Here is an 18,973-nt window from a genome sequence, read left to right as displayed (position 1 = left end):
CTCCCCCAGACGAGCAGCGAACACCGGCGACACCTCCACCAGCCCCACCGCCATACCCCGCCACTGCGACCCCTGCCCCGGAAACACGAACACCGTCCTACCGGGGCCTCCCGGCACCGCACGGCCCGTCACCACACCGGCCGCAGGCAGGCCCTCGGCCAACGCCCGCACACCCGCCAGCAGTTCGTCGGGGGTCTGCCCCACGACCACCGCTCGGTGATCGAAGCGGGCACGCGACGCCGCGAGCGAGCGGCCCACCGCCGCGGCGTCCAGCTCCGGCCGCTCCTCCAGGTACGACACGAGCCGCCCGGCCTGGCCGGCCACGGCTTCGGCCGACCTGCCCGACAGCACCCACGGCACCGCACCCGTGCCGGACGGGGCGGCAGGCGGACCCTCCGCAGGCCCGGTGCGCCAGTCCGACAGCACGACGTGGCAGTTCGTACCGCCCACGCCGAACGAGCTGACGCCTCCATAGAGCGGTTCGTCCGGCCGCGGCCATGCCTCGACGCCGCGCTGCACGGCCAGCTTCAACGCGTCGAAGGGGATGTCGGGGTTCGGGGTCTCGAAGTTGAGGCTCGGCACGAGCTCGCGGTGACGGATGCAGAGCGCCGCCTTCAGCAGGCCGACGATGCCGGCGGCACCCTCCAGGTGCCCGACGTTCGTCTTCACCGATCCGACCCGCAGTGCGGCTCCGTCCGCGCGGCCGTCACCGAGCACCGCGCCCAGAGCCGACGCCTCGATCGGGTCGCCCACCTTGGTGCCCGTGCCGTGCAGTTCGACGTACTGGACCTGCTCGGCGGCCACGCCGGCACGCCGGTACGCCTGCCGCAGGACCTCCTGCTGGCCGGCCGAACTGGGCACGGTGAGGCCCTCGGTGGTCCCGTCGTTGTTCATCGCGCTGCCGCGCAGCACGCAGTAGACCGGGTCTCCGTCCGCCACGGCTGCGTGCAGTGGCTTGAGCAGGACGAACGCGCCGCCCTCACCGCGTACGTATCCGTTCGCCCTCGCGTCGAACGTGAAGCTGAGGCCGTCCGGTGACAGGGCGCCGAGCCGCTCGGCGCTGGTGGTGCTGTCCGGCACCAGGTTGAGGCTGACCCCGCCGGCCAGGGCCATGGTGGACTCGCCGCGGCGCAGGCTCTCGGCTGCCAGGTGCACGGCGACCAGTGAGGAGGACTGGCCGGTGTCCACGGCCGCGCTCGGTCCGTGCAGACCCAGGGTGTAGGAGATCCGGTTGGCGATGACACCACGGTTGAGACCGGTCAGGGTGTGGCGGGTGACGCCGTCGCCCCCGTGCTGACGCGTGAGCGCGGCGTAGTCGTCGGCGATGACACCGACGAAGACACCGGTCCGGCTGTCGGCGAGAGCGGACGGCAGGATCCTGGCGTCCTCCAGCGCCTCCCAGGCCAGCTCCAGCATCAGCCGCTGCTGTGGGTCCATCGACGCCGCCTCACGCGGGCTGACGCCGAAGAAGCCCGCGTCGAAGCCGCTGACGTCCTCCAGATAGCCCCCCGGCCGGGAGGGCAGTCCGGGGCGCCCCGCCGGGGGCGCGCCGATCGCACTGCGGCCCTCGCGCAGCAGCCGCCACAGTTGCGCGGGGTTCTCCGCGTGTGGCAGTCGGCAGGACATACCGACGACGGCGATCGCCTCGGCCGATATCGACGTGTCAGCTTGGAATTCAACCATGGTCGAGTACGCCCTACCTATTGATCCGTACGATTCCTGAGCGGGGGCACAGCACCCGCAGCCGTGCCGCGGGTGCTGTGCCGATGTGCTTCTATTTCGTCTGCGATGACGAGCCGGCCGGCTCGTAGGCCGCGACCAGCATCCGTTTGAGGACTTTTCCGCTGGATCCCAACGGGAGGGCGTCGGTGAACTCGACGCGCCGTGGGTATTTGTACGCGGAAAGGCGCTGTCTTCCCCATTCGATGATCTCGGCATCCGTTCCGGCGGTGATGTCCTCCGGCCGGGCAGGCACGACAACCGCCCAGACCTCTTCACCGAGTTCCGGGTGCGGGACACCGATGACCGCCACCTGCGCGACGGCCGGATGCCCGGCGAGGATCTCCTCGATCTCACGCGGATAGACGTTGTAGCCACCGCGGAGAATCAGGTCCTTCTTCCGGCCCACGACCGAGAGGTAACCGTCACCGTCCAGCGTCCCGAGATCACCGGTGAGGAACCAGCCGTCGGTCAGGACCCCGGCGGTGATATCCGGGCGACCGAGATATCCGGCCATGACGTTCGGACCGCGCACCACGATCTCGCCCACCTCGCCGGCCGGCAGGAGATCGATCCTGTCGGTGTTCGGCCGGGCTATACCGACCGTGACGCCGGTGATGGGAACACCGACCGTTCCGGGGCGGAACGTCACGCCCGGATAGTGATAGGCCACGCTGCACGAGGTCTCGGTCATCCCGTAGCCCTCGTACACAGGACATCCGAACGTGCTCCGGACGTCTTCGAGGGTCTTCACCGGGAGCGCCGATCCCCCGCTGTACACGCGGTCGAGTCGAGGGGCCTGCTCACCCCGCGCCACCGCGTCGAGCAGCTTGACGTACATGGTCGGTACGCCCATGAACACCGTGCACCGGTATTCCGTCATCAGCGCGAGTGCCTCCCGCCCGGAGAACCTCGGCATCAGGACGATGGAGATACCGGCGCGGAAGCCGGTCAGCATGCCGCAGATCTGACCGAAGCCGTGCGACAGCGGCAGACAGCCGAGCAACACGTCGTCACTCCGGAACATGTACGGAGTGGTGACCATCCTCTCGACGTTGTGCAGGATGTTCCGGTGGGTGAGCATCACCCCTTTCGGCTCACCCGTCGTGCCGGACGTGTAGAACACGACCGCGACGTCGTCGGCTTCCCGCACCGCGGCATCGTCGATCGGCGCCGTGTCCTGTGCCGCGCTCTCCAGGTCGACCGTGTCCTCGGGGCCCGGCCCGACGGTGAGGAGCACCGTGCCGAGCGGCTCCGCCGCCTCTCTCGCCCCGGCGAGCAGGGGGGCGTCGCACACCAGGAAACGGGCGTCGGCATCGGTCAGTACGTGATCGATCTCCGAGGGGGTCGACATGACGTTCAGCGGGACCACGACGGCGCCGGCCGCCAGCACGCCGAAGTACACGACGGGGAACCGCGGGGTGTCGGCCAGGAGCATGGCGACCGCGTCTCCCGGCCGCACCCCGTCGGCCCGCAGTACGGCGGCGTAGCGACGTGCCTGGTCCCACAGCCACCCATAGGTGACACGCTCGGAGCCCTGGATCACGGCCGGGTGGTCGGGTCGCCGCGCCGCCGCGCCGGCGAGTACGCCTGCGACGGACATGGTCATCCGGCGGTGCGGGCGCCGCGACCCCGGAGACCGGACGTGGCCCACTCCCGTGCACTCGCGGTCGGGATGTCCAGTTCCTTCCAGATCCCGTGCAGGGCGTCGGCGAAGGTCTCGACATCCTTCTGCTCGTGCACGGCGGACGGAGCGATCCGCAGGATCTCCTCGCCCGCGGGCACGCTGGGGGCGTTGATGGACTGGACGTAGATCCCGTGCTGCTCGAACAGCAGCCGGGACGCCCGCTTGCACAGTTCGTCGTCACCGACGAAGGCCGCGACGATGTGGGAGTCCGTCGAGATGAACGGGATGTCGGCCGCGATCAGTAGGCTGTGCAGCAGCCGCGCGTTCGCCGCGAGGGCCTTCCGCTCGGCATCGGAGGACCGCAGGTACTGGACCGACGCCAGCGCGGCAGCCGCGACAGCCGGCGGCGGCGAGGTGGTGAAGACGAACGAGCGCGAGTAGGTCCGCACCGCGTCCACGAGGACCGCCGGGCCCGCGATGTAGCCGCCGACCGTCCCGTACCCCTTCGCCAAGGTACCCATCACGACCGTGAACCGGTCGGCGATGCCTTCCCGCGCGGCGATTCCGGCGCCCTGCGGTCCGTACATGCCGACCGCGTGGACCTCGTCGATGAAGGTGGTGGCACCGTACTTGTCCGCGATGTCGGCGATCTCGGCGAGCGCCGCGACGTTGCCCGACATGGAATAGACCGATTCCACGACGATGAGCTTCGGGCAGTCGGCGGGAGCAGCCGCGATCAGTTCTTCCAGGTGGGCGACGTCGTTGTGCCTGAAGATGTGCTTCTTCGCGCCGCTGTGCCGGAGGCCGTCGATGATCGAGGCGTGGTTCTTCGCGTCGGAGAACACGACGGTGTCCTCCGGCAGCCCCGCCAGCACGCTGAGGGAGCCCTCGTTGGCGGTGTATCCCGAAGTGAACAGGAGAGCGGATTCCTTGCCGTGCAGATCCGCCAGCTCATTTTCGAGAAGGACGTGGTAGTGGTTGGTCCCGCCGATGTTCCGGGAACCTCCGGAGCCCACACCATGGGTGTCTATCGCGGCATGCATGGCGGCGATGGCCTGGCTGTTCTGGCCCATTCCCAGGTAGTCGTTGCTGCACCAGACGCTTACTTCCGAATCCACCCCGTCGCGCCGCGCAGTGGCCATGGGGTAATCACCGGAACGCCGGCCGATCTCCAGGAACTCCCGCTTGCTTCCGGCGAGATCGCCGGCGGTGGTCCCACTCAGATATGATGCCAGGTGAACGTTCATTCACTCGCCTTCTCGACGTAGTGGTCGGATTGACCTGCGAACCGAAGGTTTCACGGTCTAGGAATACTGGGACTTCAGGAGCACCTTGTCGGGCTTGCCGTTGCTGTTCATCGGCAGAGCGCTCAGGACGTGTACTTTCTCAGGCACGTGAATCGGAGAAAGCCTCTCAGCGATCCGCGTACGGATGTCTTCCACGTCGACCACCACGGCCGGGTCGCATTCGACAGCGGCGTGGATGTGATCGCTTCCGTCCTCGTCCTGCACGCCGTAGACGGCCGCGTGCAGAACTCCGGGGTGGGAGAGGATTTGCGCCTCGAGAACGATGGGATGCACCTTGACGCCGCCGACCTTGATGACGTGGGCCACCCGCCCCAGGAGAGTCAGATAGCCCCGCTCGTCGAGGCGCCCGATATCACCGGTGAAATACCAGCCGTCCCGAATGACCTGTGCGGTCAATTCCGGGTTGTCGTTGTAGCCGTCCATCATCTGAGGCGAGCGGACACGGACCTCGCCGATCTCCCCCGGCGCCAACTGCGCGCCGGTATTCGAGTTGCAGACGGCGACCTCCACCTCGGGAAAGGGCCGGCCGACCGTGGCCGCGAGTTCCGGGTCGCCGTGCTCCAGAGGAGTCAGGATCGTGATCCGGCCGCTCTCACTCGTGGCGTAACCCTGCGCCATGGCAGGGCCGAACAGCTGAAAAGCCTGTGCGATGCGCGCGGGTGCCGCAGGGCTGCCGCCGTAGACGATCCGCTTCAGCGAGGACAGGCCCGCGGCTTCCAAATCGGCAGTGTCACGAATTCCTCGCCCAGCCAGATGGTCCATGACCTGGAACACGTGGTTCGTCGCCATGAACGTCCACGAGATCTCCTTCTCGGCGGAGACGGTGTCCACGAACTTTTCGGCATCGAAGCTCTCATGGAGATGGAGCGCTCCGTCCAGCGCGAAGACCGCGTCCACCATCGCGGCGACGCCGTGACTCAGTGGGGTCGTCACCAGGATCGACGCACAGTCGTATTCACGACCGACATCCATCCACGCACGTACCGTGGCTTCCCACGCGCGGCCCGACAGCCGGATGCCCTTGGGCCGGCCGGTGCTGCCACTCGTGAAGCCAATGAAGGCCAGCGCCTGCGGATCCCATGACGCGAGCTCCGGGGCACCCATACCCTCGGCCAGGCCGGCCTCCCCGCGTCCCCCCTCCTGAACGCGCGTAAGAAGAAGCCCACCGGCCTCGGCCAGCTCGGTCGCGCGCTCCGAGCACTCCGCGTCGGCATAGAGGGTCACCGCATCGGTTTCGCGCAGGATCTGCATCTGGTGATCCAGCGGAAGTACCGTTGTCCTGGTACCCGGATTGGTGGTTCGCAGATAACACACGGCGCCGCCGAGCAGATGGGTCGCGTACCGCACGGTGAGCATCTCGGGGCTGTTGGGTGCGACGAATATCGCCACCACATCCCCCTTGCCCACTCCACGGTCGCGCAGCGCAAGGAATGCATCCGTGACGGACCGGACCATTTCGCCACCGGAGAACACTTTACCGCGCCAATGAACGACATCACGATCCGGCGTGGCTGCGAACAGCGAGAGGATCTCCGAGACATAACTCCGACTTGCGCTCCACCAATGCTGCGGCAGGCTCATGGGACCTTCCTTTTACCTTGCCAACTGTCACGACGTCGTCCGATCGGGCATTCAATCTTCACCATGCGAGGGAAGGAGGCGGTAGATCGTTCGACTGGCTACAACGGAGAGCCGGAAGGCATCCCGATCGGGGTAGCCGTTCGGGGCACACGCCGGGCGGCCTCTCGGGGCGCCGGCGCACCCGGCGAGGTGACCGCACCTCCGGAGCCGGGGAGGGAGCGGGAGTCCGAGGCCACCGAGCCTCCTCGGCCGACGCGCCCCGGCACCTACGGCCCGCACCCCGCACGTCGAGGCGAGCACCGAGCAGGAAGTGAGCGCCGAGCCGATCGCGATGGTCCAGCAGCTCATCCAGCGCCAGGTGGACGCCGGCCACGGGACGGAGGGATTCGCCCGGATCATCGAGAGCATCAAGCATCCGGCCGCGTGACCGGGTGCCGGCGGCCGTCGCATCCTCCGCCGTGCCCTGCGGCCCGGGGTACGGAGGCCGGTCGGTTCACCGCCCTCCTACCGCTCGCAGCGGTGAGGACGGTGGCCGTCACCGACCTGGTCCTGGCTCCCGCGAGGGACGCGGGGCGTGGGGGGAGCGCGCCGTCACCGACGTCTCGTGCACGCGCGTCATGACGCCTGCCTCCTGTCGGGGCTCTGCGGCGCGGGCACGGGGCCGGTCAGCGCCCGGGTGTGCAGCGGCAGCCGCCAGGTGATGCCGCGTCGCACAGCGGCGAGCTCCTTCTCCAGGGGTGACGGGGGTACAGCCAGCACCGGCACGACGCGTGGACGAGGCAGTAACGGGCCACCGACCGGCACAGGCATTGGTGCGGCCATCGGCGCGATCCTGTGCCGACGATCAAGAGGTCGCGTCCTCCTGCCCCGCGGTCTCCACCAGCGCCCGTCCCGGTGCCCCACGCACGACCAGCGGTCCCTACCGCCACGCCCCTCCCCGGCGCCGAGGGCGGCCGGAAGCTCCGCCCGGTCGGGGGCGTTCCGCGTGGGGGTCTCGCGCCGCGTCCGGGCCGGTCGGTGTGCGTGTCCTTGGAGGCCGGTTTGCGAGGGTGCTCCGGGCTCCGCGCCGGCTGGTCCGCCCCGGCCTTCTTCTGCTGGTCGCCCGCCAAGAGCCGCTCGCAGAAGCCCGGTACGGCCTCCCGGCTGCCCGCCGCTTCCTCCAGCCGGCTGGTCGCCGCCTCCCTGGACTCCTTGCTCCGCCCCTCCAAGGCCGCCAGATGGACGCGGCAGTGCGCCGCAGCATCCCGCGCGGTGACCGGGCGTGGCCGGGGGGACTCGGGTGCGGCCGACGGGGAGGGCCCTGACGACCGTTGCGGTGTCCGCCCCTCACCAGCCGGTTCCTCCCTCCCGCCGGGTACGGCGGGCGCGTTCCGCCCGTGCTCCGGCTCCGCGCCTGTGCCGAACGGCAGCGAGACGGCGCCGCCCCCTGCCGCCACCGCGCCACCGCCGAGCACCGCCGTGGTGAGGACGCCCGCCAGCAGGGCCTTGAGTGCGCGGGTCCGGCGACGCTTCTCGGCGGGCCGCCAGTCGTCCCGTCCGCGCCGCCACCACAGCCGTGCCGAGTGCGCGCCTTCCTCGCGCGCCGCGCGGAAGGCACGGAGCCCCTCGTCCTCGGCGGCCGGGCTGAGGGTGGTGCCCGGCCATCGTCGACATGAACGCCCTGCCCGAGCACGAGAAGTGGCCGCCCACCGCGAAGGCCCTGACGATCTACGCCGGCGCCCGGCACGAGCAGGCAGAGATCGGCCGCAGCCTGCGGTCGGCTCCGCCCATCGACATGAAACGCTTCACTCAGATGATCGCCGGATGCTCGGACACCTAGGGCGGCCTGCGCGACGAAGTCATCTGTTACCGGGGCTACTACTGCCGCGGAGCCGCTCAGAGCTGACGAAGGTTCGCATCGCCAGTGTGGAGTTCGCCAGCGGCGACTTCGCAGTCGTACGGAAGTGGACGTCGAAGAACGACAAGACCGACACCGTTTCGGAACGCGTCATCATGTACAGCGCGGTCGACGTTGAGGAATGGCTGCACCGCCACCGGACCGTCCCGCGCCGAGACGCATGATGGCCGACAAAGCCATTGTGCCGGTCGGTGTCCGACTCACCACCGACATCGAGTACCGGCCTGATCGCCCCAACCCGTACCGTGCGCGAGTCCGCTGGTTCGATCCGGCTACGAAGCGCCGTCTGTCCCTGTCGGAAGGAAAGGCGGACGAGGACGAAGCACAGGAGTGGCTCCAGTCCATTATCGAAGCCGCGGAGGCAGGACTGTCCCCGTCGCTCGCCACCATGAAGCTCGCCGAATACGGTGATGCGAACATGGATCTCGCCCTGCGCGGACTGGAGTTGAAGACACTCGACCCATATCTCGCGGGCTGGCGTACTCGTGTCGTCCCCGCCCTGGGCCATCTCCCGGTCCGAATGATCACTAACGGCGTTGTCGACCGCACCGTGCAGAACTGGATCGCCGACGAGCACAGCCGCTCAACAGTGAAGAACACCATCGCCGTCCTGGTCCGCGTCATGGAGCAGGCTGTCCGTGACGGCATCATCAAGGTAAACCCCGCTCGGGTCACCGGCTGGCAGAAGCTCTACAAGCAGGCCGAGGACGAGCTCCTCGACCCACGCGCGCTGGCCCTCCCCGACTGGGAGACGCTCATCGCACTGGCCCACGCACTCGTCGCCGCATCCCACGACCAGTACCGGGGGTGGGGAGAGGTGGTCACCTTCGCCGCGTGCACCGCCGCACGAATCGGAGAGATCTCAGGCTGTCGCGTCGGGGACATCGACACGACCCAGTGGATCTGGACCGTGCGGCGCCAGACCACACCCGCGCCCGGCGGACTGACCGACAAGGGCACCAAGGGCACCAAGGGCAAGCGGGCCCGCAAGGTTCCCATCGTCGAGGAGATCCGCCCCCTCGTCGCCCAGCGCATCCTGTCGGCCGGCCCCGATCCCGACGCCCGACTGTTCACCGGCCCACGAGGCGGACGCATCTCCACCGCCGTGCTGCGTGACGCCACACACTGGGACGACGTAGTCACCAAGCTCGGCTACGAACATCTGCGCCGCCATGACCTCCGGCACACCGCACTGACCTGGTTCGCCGACGCCGGAGTCCCCGTACACGTCCTACGCAGGATCGCCGGCCACGGTTCCCTGACCACCACCCAGCGCTACCTGCACCCCGACGTACACAAGATCACAGCAGCCGGAGCGGCGCTCTCGGCCCACTTCAACGCGCTGCGCGCACCACGCTCGCTGCCGAGCCCCATCGTCATGACCCGCTGACCCGGTCAAGGACGCCGGACCTCCAGCTGGGTCCCCAGCTGGTCCCCAAAAACGGTCAAGGGCCGGTTTCGGATTGCTCCGAAACCGGCCCTGACCTGCGACTGTCTCCAGTCGGGACGACAGGATTTGAACCTGCGACCCCTTGACCCCCAGTCAAGTGCGCTACCAAGCTGCGCCACGTCCCGCTACCCGCCTGACCTGGGCTTTCCCCTGGCCGAACGCGCAAGAGAACAATACCGCACTTACACGGGTGCTCACGCACCCGTTTCCCCGGCTTGACCTCAACCACGCTTGATGTCGAACGGTGGGCACATGACGAGCCGCCTGACGCACACACCCACCCCTCCGGTCCATGGCTACGACGAGCTGGACCGGCTGATGAGCCTCATGACCGGCGACGAGAAGCACGGCCCAGCCGCGACCTCCACCCTGGATGCCCTCTGGGTGTTGTACGACCGGGTGCTACGGGTCTCGCCCGCCACCGCCGACGCCCCAGGCCGCGACCGGTTTCTGCTCTCGAAGGGGCACGGCCCGATGGCGTACTACGCCGTGCTGGCCGCCCGCGGCTTCTTCGACGAGGAGTTGCTCGCCGGCTTCGGTTCGTACGACTCGCCGCTCGGGCACCATCCCGACCGGCTGCTGGTGCCGGGCGCCGAGATCGGCAGCGGGTCCCTCGGGCACGGGCTGCCGCTCGCCGTGGGCAGCGTGCTGGGGCTCCGGGCTCAGGGGCTGGCCGACCCCCGCGTGTGGGTGCTGGTCGGCGACGCCGAGCTGGACGAGGGCAGCAACCACGAGGCGATCGCCTACGCCGGCCCGGCCGGGCTCGAGCAGCTGCACACCGTGGTGATCGACAACACCTCGGCGACACATGCCCTGCCCGGCGGGATCGCGGCCAGGTTCGGGGCCGCGGGGTGGTCGGTCAGGACCGTGGACGGCCGTGATCACGAGGCGCTGTTCGCCGCCTTCACCGCGCCGCACCCCGGCCGGCCGCACGCCGTGATCGCCCGTGTGGCACCCGGCCGCTGAGCATCCCCACCGGAACAGGACCGAGGACTCCACCATGGACACCATGCGCGACCGCTTCATCTCCACCACCACCCGCTTGCTGGACGAGGACCCCCGCGTCGCCCTGGTGCTCGCGGAGATCAGCCGCGACGGATTCGGCCGGGCCGAGCGGTCCCATCCCGACCGGGTGGTCAATGTCGGGATCAGGGAGCAGCTGCTCATCGGCGCGGGGGCCGGGATGGCCCTGACCGGGTTGCGGCCGGTCATGCACACCTTCGCGAGCTTCCTCGTGGAGCGTCCCTTCGAGCAGGTGAAGCTGGACCTGGGGCATCAGGGGGTGGGCGGCGTGCTCGTCAGCGCCGGAGGCTCGTACGACTGGCCTGCCGGGGGCTTCACCCACATGTCACCGGGCGATGTCGCACTCCTGGACACGCTCGACGGCTGGACCGTGCACGTGCCGGGGCACCCCGAAGAGGCCGAGGCCCTGCTGCGGCGGGCCGTCGCGGGGGACGGCCGTGTCTATGTACGGCTCTCCCTCCAGTCGAACAGCATGGGCCGCGACCTCTCGGGCCCCGGCTTCGGTACCGTGCGCCGGGGGGCCGGCGGTGTGGTGATCGCGGTCGGACCGATGCTCGACAACGTCCTGGCCGCGACCGAGGGCCTGGACATGACCGTGCTGTACGCGACAACCGTGCGCCCCTTCGACGCGGCCGGGCTCCGCAGAACGGTCGATGAGCCCGGCGGCGCGGACGTCGTGATCGTCGAGCCGTATCTCGCCGGGACATCGACCGCGGCGGCCAACGACGCCTTGATCGATCTGCCCCACCGGGTACTGGGGCTGGGGGTGGGCCGGGGCGAACTGCGCAGGTACGGACAGATGGCGGACCATCTCGTGGCGCATGGACTCGACGCACACTCGCTGCGGCACAGGATCACCGCCTTCCTGCCTCTCTGAGGTCCCGTCAGTCGCCCACCGGCGGCGGGCTCAGCTCAGGGTGCGCGGCGAGGAGCCCGCGTGGGGCGGCCTGCCGCCACGCGTCGGTGAGAATCGCGGTCAGCTCGGTCGCGTCGTCGAGTGCGGCGAGCCGCACCCGCAGCCAGGCACTGGTGTCGTCATGTCCCTGGCGTACGAAGAACTTGTCGGGCTCCGCGGCGATCAGCTCGGCACGGTCCTCCACGGGGCACTTGACGCCCATGGTCGCGTCGTCGTCGCCCAGTGCGGCGAAGATCTTTCCGCCGACCCGGAAGGTGGGCTGCCCCCAAGCCGGCTTCTCGGCCGTATCGGGCAGGGACAGCGCGGTCGCGCGGACATCGTCGGCGGTGATGGTCATGCGCGGTCTCCGGCTCCTCGGGCTGCGATGCGTCCGACCGTAGCCTCGGCTCCCGGCCTGAGCGAGGTCTCGGCCCCATTGACCCGGACATGCCGTGTATCTACGCTGAACCGCACGTACCGGAAAGCGCTTTCTGCTCCAGGCCCGGCCCCCACCCCCCACCGGGAGCGCCCTCATGAACAGCCGTCCGTCACGTCCGCCGCGCAGCAGGCCCGCGTCGCATTCCTTCTCGCCGGGGACCATCGCCCTCACGACCCTCTTCGTCCTGCAGGCGCTGATCATCGGTTCGGTGGCGACCGCGGCGTACTCCAGGGCCCCTGCGGCGCCCGCCTTCCGGGTGCTGGTGTACTCGAGCGCGGCGCACGCGTCACAGAAAGCGGTCCGCGCCGGTGTCGACGCGGTGCGGAGACTCGGGGCCCGGAACGGTTTCGGGGTCGAGGCGACGGAGGACCCCGACGTCTTCGACGACGCCCGGTTGGCACGGTTTCACGCGGTCGTCTTCAACACCGCCGCGTCCGCAGGGGAAGACGACGGCAGCGACCTCGACGGGGACGGACGCGCGGCCTTGCAGGACTACATCCGGGCGGGTGGGGGCTGGGTCGGTCTGCACGACGCCTCGGCGGGTGTGGGTGACTGGGAGTGGTACGAGGGGCTGGTCGGCGCCGCTCGCGACCGGGGCACGCCGGTACAGACCGGCCGCGTCAAGGTCCTCGACCACGCGCATCCCTCGACGGTGACGCTGCCCGACCTCTGGGAGCGTACGGACGAGTGGTACAACTGGCGCACCAATCCGACCTCCTCTGTGCACACCCTCGCGCAGATCAGGGTCCGCGACGGCGTCACGGGCCTCGATGAGGGCGCGGATCATCCCTGGTCGTGGTGCCAGAACTACGACGGCGGGCGTTCGTGGTTCACCGCGGGCGGACACGCGCCGTCGGCGTTCCAGGAGGAGGACTTCCTCGCCCATCTGCTGGGTGGCCTCGAGTGGGCCGCGGGCGCGAAGCCGGGTGACTGCACCGCGACCCAGGCCGCCGCCTACCAGCGCACCCCCCTCGCGACCGGTGGTCTCAGCGATCCCGTCGACGTCGCGGTCTCCCCCGACCGCCGGGTGTTCGTGGCCCGGCGCACCGGTGAGCTCGAGGTCGTCGACCAACGGACGATGAAGGTGTCCACGGCCCTCGACCTCGCATACGCCCCGGAGACCGCCACCCGTTCGGACGGGCTGACCGGCCTCGCCCTGGATCCGGGGTTCGCGCGGAACAACTGGCTGTACCTGCTGCGTGCGGACACCACGGGAAAGCGGCTGTTCCTCTCCCGTTTCACAGCCGCCGGAGACACGGTCGATCCCGCTTCGGAGAAACGTCTGCTGACCCTTCCGGGCCGGCGGCTCGCGGGCGCGTCACCCGGCAGCGGAGGTTCCCCGCCGTCCGGGTCGCTCGCATTCGACCGGGACGGCCGCCTGTATGCGGCGACGGGTGACATCACGCTTCCATGGGCCTCGGGAGCTCCGAACGATCTACGAGGCGCGATTCTGCGGATCGTCCCGCGGGACGACGGCACCTACACCGTGCCTGAGGGCAACCTCTTCGAACCTGGCACCGCAGGCACCCGCCCGGAGATCTACGCGATGGGCATGCGCGAGTCCTATCGCGTCACCGTGGACCCGGTGAGCGGCGCACTGCTGGCCGCCGGTACCGACGCCGACGGCACGATGAGCCACTTCCGGATCACCGAGGCGGGCCAGATGGGCCGACCGTACTGCGCCGGCGGCGTCGCCCACGGAGCGGCCGACTGTTCCCCGCAAATCAACGGCGCACTGCCGGGCACCACCGAGCCCGGCAGTGCTGTCGCGATGAAGGGCCCCGTCCACACCTACGCCTCGGAAAGCCTCTACCGCACCAAGTTCCCGGAGTACTTCGCCGGGAAGTGGCTCACGTACGACCCGGCCGGGCGGCGCTTCACCACGCTCTCCTTCCAGCGTGAGGACCAGACGTTCACCGACCCCCGGTTCGGTCCGGTCGAGGCCGGGGAACTCCATTCCGTCAACGGTGTGTTCGGGGACATGGAGTGGAAGCGCCCGACCGCCGCCGCCTTCGGCCCGGACGGCGCCCTGTACGTCATCGACGCGGGACTCGGCAGCGGAACGAGCCGTGACGTCGACGAGGGAGGCGACGACGGCGCCGGTGTCTTCCGGATCGACCACGTCGGCGACAGCCGGCTGCCCGGTGCCGCAATCACCACCGACCGCGACAACGGCTCCGCCCCGCTGACCGTGGCCTTCACCGGTGCGGGCTCGGGGCTTTCCGGAAAGGTCCCGGTCACGTACGCCTGGGACTTCGACGGTGACGGCGGCACCGACTCGACGGAGGCGCACCCGTCGTACACGTACGGCACCGAAGGGCGTTACACCGCCCGACTCACCGTGACGGGCCCCGAAGGTACGACAGCCATGGCCGGCCAGGACATCACCGTGGGCAACACCCGGCCCCGGCTCGCCGTCCGACGGCCGCCGGACGGCGGCTTGTTCCGCGCCGGCGACACCCTCGCGTTCACGGTGGCCGTGACGGACGAAGAGGACGGGGACCACACCGCCGTGGACTGCACGCGGGTCCTCGTGCGCTCACCGATCGGCCACCCCGGCACGCTGCGCCCCCACGCCGGCCGCTCAGCAGGGTGCCAGGGATCGATCGTCACGGAGTCCGGTGCCGCCTCCCCGCCCGGCCCGCACCGGATCACGGTGCAGTACACGGACAGGGGCGCGCCCAACGCCCCGCAGCTCACGGGCTTCACCTCGTTCACCCTGCGCACGGCCTTCCAGGAGGCAGAACGGTTCACCACCACCGGAGGAACTCACGACGGAGCCGTGGTCGGAAGCCGTGCCGACGCGTCGGAAGGCAGGGCGCTGACGGAGATCGAGGACGGGGACTGGATCGCCTTCGCTCCGGTGGACCTCGAGGACATCCGATCGGTGACGGTCGGTGCGACACCGTGCGGAGCCGGCGGGACGGTGGAGTTCCGGGCGGGCTCCCCCGACGGCCCCCTCCTCGGCTCGCTGTCCGTCCCCGGTGCGAGGGCCACCGAGAAGACCATTTCGCCGACCACCACCTTGAGGAACCACAGCGGTTCGCGACTGTACCTGGTGTTCAGCAACTCCGCGTGGAGCAGTGAGAAGCCGGACCTGTTCGCAGTGGACTGGCTCCACTTCCACGCGGCCCCGGAATGAACGCGGTTGCAGACGGTACCGAGCGCGACGCCCCTACGGTCGATGAGCGGAGCGGACGCCTGTGCCGCCGGCCAGCGCCTTGCGCCGTACGACCACGTGTGGGCAGTGACCGTGGGCACCGGGCCGGACAGCGGAGGCCGGCCGTTGCGACAGCGGCCAGTCCGGCTCCGTCCCGGATGCCGGCCGGGGTGTGCATCCGTGTGAGCGCGCCCCGCCGGGATGCCTCCTGGTCGATGGGGGTGGGCAGCAGCCGGCCCGTCCTGTACGGGTTCACGAACGGACCCCGAAGCCCGAAAGTGGTGTCGGCGCAGTGGCGTTGATGAGGTGTTGGACGAGGGTGACCAGCGCCCCGGTGCCGGAGCTGGCGATCCTGGCGTCGCAGAGGACGACCGGTACTTCGGGGCCGAGGTCGAGCGCGCCCCGCACCTCTTCCGGTTCGTAACGGTAGGCACCGTCGAACTCGTTGACCGCGACGACGAATCCGATGCCGCGCCGCTCGAAGAAGTCGACCGCGGGGAAGCACTCGGCCAGCCGACGCGTGTCCGCCAGCACGACCGCTCCGAGCGCGCCTTTCGACAGCTCGTCCCACATGAACCAGAAGCGTTCCTGTCCCGGGGTGCCGAAGAGGTAGAGCACATGCTGTTCGGACAGCGTGATCCGGCCGAAGTCCATGGCCACGGTGGTCGCCGATTTGGATTCGATGCCTTCCAGGCTGTCGGTCGCCGCGCTGACCTGCGTCAGAAGCTCCTCGGTACTCAGCGGCGCGATCTCGCTGACGGCACCCACGAACGTCGTTTTGCCGACGCCGAAGCCGCCCGCCACCAGGACCTTGAGGGCCACGGGGAAGAATTCGGAGTGTCCGGAGCTGTCAGAGCTGTCGTCGTAGACCATCGAGCACTGCCTCCAGCAGGGATCGGTCGGTTGGCATGTCATGGAACGCGGGGGCGTGTGCGGTGACCGCCCCGCAGTCGACCAGGTCGGACAGAAGGACCTTGGTGATGACGGCGGGCAGCCGGAGATGGGCGGCGATCTCCGCCACGGACGTGGGTCCGCCGCAGAGTTCCAGGGCCACGGTGTGTTCGGGGCCGAGGTGGACCTGTGGTTCGCTCCCTGTGGCCATCACCAGGGAGAGCAGGTCGAGTACGGTGGTCGGCCGCGTCCGGCCGTTGCTCACGGTGTACGGGCGGATGAGCCGGCCTGCCGCGTCGTCGAGCAACGGCCCGTCCTGCGGGGCCGGCATCCTCACAGCCCCGGGGTGAACGGCGCTCCGGCCGACTGCCGGAGCGGCGTCATCAGGTAGGGGCGGACGCTCTTGACCAGCATGGCCATCTCGTACCCCAGTACGGCGGCATCCGCCTCGCGGCCCGCGAGGACGGCGAGACAGGTGCCGGAGCCGGCGGTCGAGACGAAGAGGAGCGTCGAGTCGAGCTCGACCACCACCTGCCGCACGTCGCCGTTGTCTCCGAACCGTGCACCGGCGCTCCGGCCGAGTGAGTACAGGCCGGCCGCCAGGGCGGCCATGTGATCGGCGCTGTCGGCATCCATGCCGTGCACGGATTTCACCAGGCCGTCCGCCGAGAGGAGGACCGCGCTGCGCGTGTAGGGCACGCGTTGGACCAGGCCGCTCAGTAGCCAGTCGAGGTCCGAAACGTGGCCGGACGGCATGTCGCTCGTCATGGTGCATCTACTCCTTGGACGTGTTCTCGGGTCGTGGATCCCGTTCGGGCATGCGTGGTACCGGATGCCCCGGGTCGACTCGCTCCGTACCGGCCGTCGCGGTGGTGCCGGAGCCTCGGAAGGGCAGCGGGGCGAGGCCGTGGTGCCGTTGCGCTTTGATGGTCGGCGCGGGGCCTGAGGCGGTAGGCCCGGCAGCCGGTGCACCGTACGCGTCCGTCGTCCCCGGCTCCTCGGCGGTCTGGGCCTCGGCGAGGTCGACACCCCGCCGGAAGGCCGCCATGAGGCCGGGGTCGAGCGTGGCGTTCTCGTCGGCGGCACGGGGGGCCGGGGCCTCCCTGAGCTGCGGAACCAGGTGCTCCTGGTTGCTGCGCCTGGGCAGCTGGGGGCGGGCGGGGTCAGTTGCGGCGGCCGGCGGCGTTGCGGCGGGAGCACCGGGGCTCACGGCCGGCAGGACCGGTTCCACGGGCCCGGGGGGCGGGGCCGGTTCGGCTGACGGCATGGGAACGCCCGACGGTGCGGGCTCGTTCCGCGGGGCGGTCTCGGCAGGTCGGACACCCGGAGGGGAAGCGGCGAGGTTCGGACGGTCGACGACCCGCTCCGCCCGCAACGGCAGCGACGGCCCTCCCCCTTGGCGCCGGTCCTGTCGGGGAGTCCGGTCGAGCCGCAGCGGAGGCTGCGCGGTGGCGTGGGGCGTGGTCACGGACGGTACGTCCTGGGCGGGCGACGGCCGGTGCACGGGTCCGGGCGGCGGGGCCGGCGCGGCGCCGGGGGTCGTCGTCGCGGCATCGATGTCGATGCCCAGGAGGACCTCGGGCAGGACGAGTACCGCCTGCGTGCCCCCGTAGATGTTGCTCTGCAGGCGAACGGCGATGCCGTGTCGGCGGGCCAGGGAGGCGACCACGAACAGCCCGATCCGCCCGTCCTGCAGTAGATGGGCGACATTGACCTGGTCGGGGGCGGCGAGCAGGGTGTTCATACGCTTCTGCTCGGTTTCCGGCATGCCGAGCCCCCGGTCCTCCACCTCCAGCGCTAGCCCGGCGGTGACGCGCTGGGCCCGCAGCAGGACTTGGGTGTGCGGGGCGGAGAACACCGTCGCGTTCTCGACGAGTTCGGCGAGGAGGTGGATCACGTCGGCGACCGCGTGTCCGCGCAGGGTGCCGTCGATCGGTGGTACCAGCTTGACCCGCGGGTACTGCTCGACCTCGGCGATCGCCGAGCGCAGCACTTCGGTCACGGTCACGGGGTTGCTCCACTGCCGCCGTGAGACGGCGCCACCGAGTACGGCGAGGTTCTCGGCGTGCCTGCGGATGCGGGTGGCGAGGTGGTCGACGTGGAAGAGGCCCTTGAGCAGGTCGGGATCCTCGACCTCGTGCTCCAGCTCGTCGAGGATCTGGATCTCACGGTGCACGAGGGACTGCAACCGCCGGGCGAGGTTGACGAAGACCTCGACCTTCTGTTCGTTCCCGTCGCTCCGGTGCAGCTGTGCGGCCTGGACGACTACGGCTACCGCGTCGTCCTGGGAACGGGCCATTTCCTGGGTGAGGAGATCGAAGGCGTCCGCGCCGGGTACGGAGGGCGCGGCACGGCGGGCCGGCAGGGGTTCGCCGTCACGGAGCTGTTCCAGGGCGCGCTGGAGCTCGGCGTGGTGCTGGGCAACGGTGCGCCGGAGCGCCTGAGCGCGCTCGAGTACCCCGGTGGCGAGCCGGCCGGCGCCGAGGAAGGCCGCCGCCACCGCTGCCACGGCGAGTGCTCCGGATCCGCCGAGCGCCGCCAGGAGACTGCCTGACGGACGCACCCCGGAGGCCCGGATGGTGAAGATGACGGCCGCGGCTCCGCTGAGCACCGCGGCCACGGTGGGCAGGACGGTGGTGCGCAGCAGCTGTGGGCGCAGACTCCTGTCGGGAGCGGGCCGGGTGGCACGCGGCCCGCTCGTGGCCGAGTGCGAACGGCCACCCGGACGGCCGTGCCGTCCGCCCTCGCGGCGTTCTGGTCGCGCGGTGGGTGCGCGAAGTTGAGACATCATCGTCCTCGGTACGTGGGGCACCAGGAATCGGCATTCATGTGGTGTCACCTACGGTGGTCGGTCAGGCCCGGGTCAACGGCTGGGGCAGGCCCGACCGATATGAGCCCACCGTTGATCACCGGCAACACACGGTAGTCGCCCCTCACCTGTGCCCGGTGCGCTGTTGTCGAAGTTGCCCGCCAGGCGTCCCGCT

16 protein-coding genes, 1 tRNA gene and 1 pseudogene are annotated in these 18,973 nt (G+C 70.0%); 7 read left to right on the top strand and 11 right to left on the bottom strand.

The features are described from left to right. From ACFYSH_RS07990 to ACFYSH_RS07975, 4 genes are all read right to left on the bottom strand, one after another. Positions 1–1,683 (bottom strand): type I polyketide synthase (locus tag ACFYSH_RS07990; protein WP_388751402.1); only part of this gene is annotated, 1,683 nt, incomplete at its 3' end. A gap of 91 nt (positions 1,684–1,774) precedes the next feature. Beyond that, a complete protein-coding gene (locus tag ACFYSH_RS07985; RefSeq protein ID WP_359465093.1) occupies positions 1,775–3,328 on the bottom strand; it encodes a long-chain fatty acid--CoA ligase in 1,554 nt (517 codons plus the stop codon). Beyond that, on the bottom strand, positions 3,325–4,593 hold the full coding sequence (gene hemA / locus ACFYSH_RS07980) for a 5-aminolevulinate synthase (RefSeq protein ID WP_359465091.1): 1,269 nt from the start codon (positions 4,591–4,593) through the stop codon (positions 3,325–3,327). The genes ACFYSH_RS07985 and hemA overlap by 4 nt, the downstream gene beginning before the upstream one ends. A gap of 57 nt (positions 4,594–4,650) precedes the next feature. Continuing rightward, positions 4,651–6,234, bottom strand: coding sequence for a long-chain fatty acid--CoA ligase (locus ACFYSH_RS07975; protein WP_359465089.1), 1,584 nt, complete (start codon positions 6,232–6,234; stop codon positions 4,651–4,653). A gap of 298 nt (positions 6,235–6,532) precedes the next feature. Between ACFYSH_RS07975 and ACFYSH_RS07970 the strand changes: the two are divergent. Then, positions 6,533–6,661: pseudogene (locus tag ACFYSH_RS07970) on the top strand (NAD(P)-dependent oxidoreductase); the annotation flags it as partial. 188 nt (positions 6,662–6,849) lie between these two features. Here ACFYSH_RS07970 and ACFYSH_RS07965 read toward each other — a convergent pair. Continuing rightward, positions 6,850–6,993 carry a hypothetical protein gene (locus ACFYSH_RS07965; protein WP_359465087.1) on the bottom strand — a complete coding sequence of 48 codons (144 nt, stop codon included), beginning with the start codon at positions 6,991–6,993 and terminating at the stop codon, positions 6,850–6,852. Between the two features lie 892 nt (positions 6,994–7,885). Here ACFYSH_RS07965 and ACFYSH_RS07960 point away from each other — a divergent pair. From ACFYSH_RS07960 to ACFYSH_RS07950, 3 genes are all read left to right on the top strand, one after another. After that, positions 7,886–8,053: a hypothetical protein gene (locus ACFYSH_RS07960; protein ID WP_388751399.1), complete on the top strand. Its 168-nt coding sequence runs from the start codon at positions 7,886–7,888 to the stop codon at positions 8,051–8,053. A gap of 86 nt (positions 8,054–8,139) precedes the next feature. After that, positions 8,140–8,295, top strand: a complete 156-nt coding sequence (locus ACFYSH_RS07955; RefSeq protein ID WP_388751397.1) for a hypothetical protein — start codon at positions 8,140–8,142, stop codon at positions 8,293–8,295. Further along, positions 8,295–9,521 (top strand): tyrosine-type recombinase/integrase, encoded by a 1,227-nt coding sequence (locus ACFYSH_RS07950; protein ID WP_388751656.1) that lies wholly within the window; start codon positions 8,295–8,297, stop codon positions 9,519–9,521. Before ACFYSH_RS07955 ends, ACFYSH_RS07950 begins: the two co-directional genes overlap by 1 nt. A gap of 111 nt (positions 9,522–9,632) precedes the next feature. Here ACFYSH_RS07950 and ACFYSH_RS07945 read toward each other — a convergent pair. Beyond that, positions 9,633–9,706: transfer RNA gene (locus ACFYSH_RS07945), tRNA-Pro, on the bottom strand. Between the two features lie 127 nt (positions 9,707–9,833). Here ACFYSH_RS07945 and ACFYSH_RS07940 point away from each other — a divergent pair. Together ACFYSH_RS07940 and ACFYSH_RS07935 are read left to right on the top strand one after the other, a co-directional pair. Continuing rightward, a complete protein-coding gene (locus ACFYSH_RS07940) occupies positions 9,834–10,547 on the top strand; it encodes a transketolase (RefSeq protein WP_359465082.1) in 714 nt (237 codons plus the stop codon). Positions 10,548–10,581: 34 nt separating this feature from the next. Then, on the top strand, positions 10,582–11,481 hold the full coding sequence (locus ACFYSH_RS07935) for a transketolase family protein (RefSeq protein ID WP_388751395.1): 900 nt from the start codon (positions 10,582–10,584) through the stop codon (positions 11,479–11,481). A gap of 7 nt (positions 11,482–11,488) precedes the next feature. Here the strand turns inward: ACFYSH_RS07935 and ACFYSH_RS07930 are convergent, their stop codons facing one another. Further along, positions 11,489–11,857, bottom strand: a complete 369-nt coding sequence (locus ACFYSH_RS07930; protein ID WP_359465077.1) for an MmcQ/YjbR family DNA-binding protein — start codon at positions 11,855–11,857, stop codon at positions 11,489–11,491. Between the two features lie 175 nt (positions 11,858–12,032). On the opposite strand from ACFYSH_RS07930, the gene ACFYSH_RS07925 reads away from it, so the two are divergent. Continuing rightward, a complete protein-coding gene (locus ACFYSH_RS07925; protein ID WP_388751393.1) occupies positions 12,033–15,080 on the top strand; it encodes a ThuA domain-containing protein in 3,048 nt (1,015 codons plus the stop codon). Positions 15,081–15,350: 270 nt separating this feature from the next. On the opposite strand, the gene ACFYSH_RS07920 is transcribed toward ACFYSH_RS07925, so the two are convergent. From ACFYSH_RS07920 to ACFYSH_RS07905, 4 genes are read right to left on the bottom strand one after another with little or no spacing between them, the layout of a single operon-like run. Further along, the gene (locus tag ACFYSH_RS07920) at positions 15,351–15,971 is read right to left on the bottom strand and encodes an ATP/GTP-binding protein (protein ID WP_388751391.1); all 621 of its coding nucleotides are present in this window, start codon (positions 15,969–15,971) and stop codon (positions 15,351–15,353) included. Then, entirely contained in the window at positions 15,949–16,320 is a 372-nt protein-coding gene (locus tag ACFYSH_RS07915) for a DUF742 domain-containing protein (protein WP_099175472.1), read from the bottom strand. Before ACFYSH_RS07915 ends, ACFYSH_RS07920 begins: the two co-directional genes overlap by 23 nt. A gap of 2 nt (positions 16,321–16,322) precedes the next feature. Further along, positions 16,323–16,757 (bottom strand): roadblock/LC7 domain-containing protein, encoded by a 435-nt coding sequence (locus tag ACFYSH_RS07910; protein ID WP_359465069.1) that lies wholly within the window; start codon positions 16,755–16,757, stop codon positions 16,323–16,325. 7 nt (positions 16,758–16,764) lie between these two features. After that, positions 16,765–18,777 (bottom strand): sensor histidine kinase, encoded by a 2,013-nt coding sequence (locus tag ACFYSH_RS07905; protein WP_388751389.1) that lies wholly within the window; start codon positions 18,775–18,777, stop codon positions 16,765–16,767. Between the last annotated feature and the right edge of the window lie 196 nt (positions 18,778–18,973).

Origin of the sequence: Streptomyces sp. NPDC005791, from assembly GCF_042871485.1 — a bacterium.
In the GTDB taxonomy this organism is placed as follows: Bacteria; Actinomycetota; Actinomycetes; order Streptomycetales; family Streptomycetaceae; genus Streptomyces.
The sequence above is the reverse complement of the archived record's forward strand: the minus strand, read 5'-3'. Positions and strand labels throughout refer to the sequence as shown.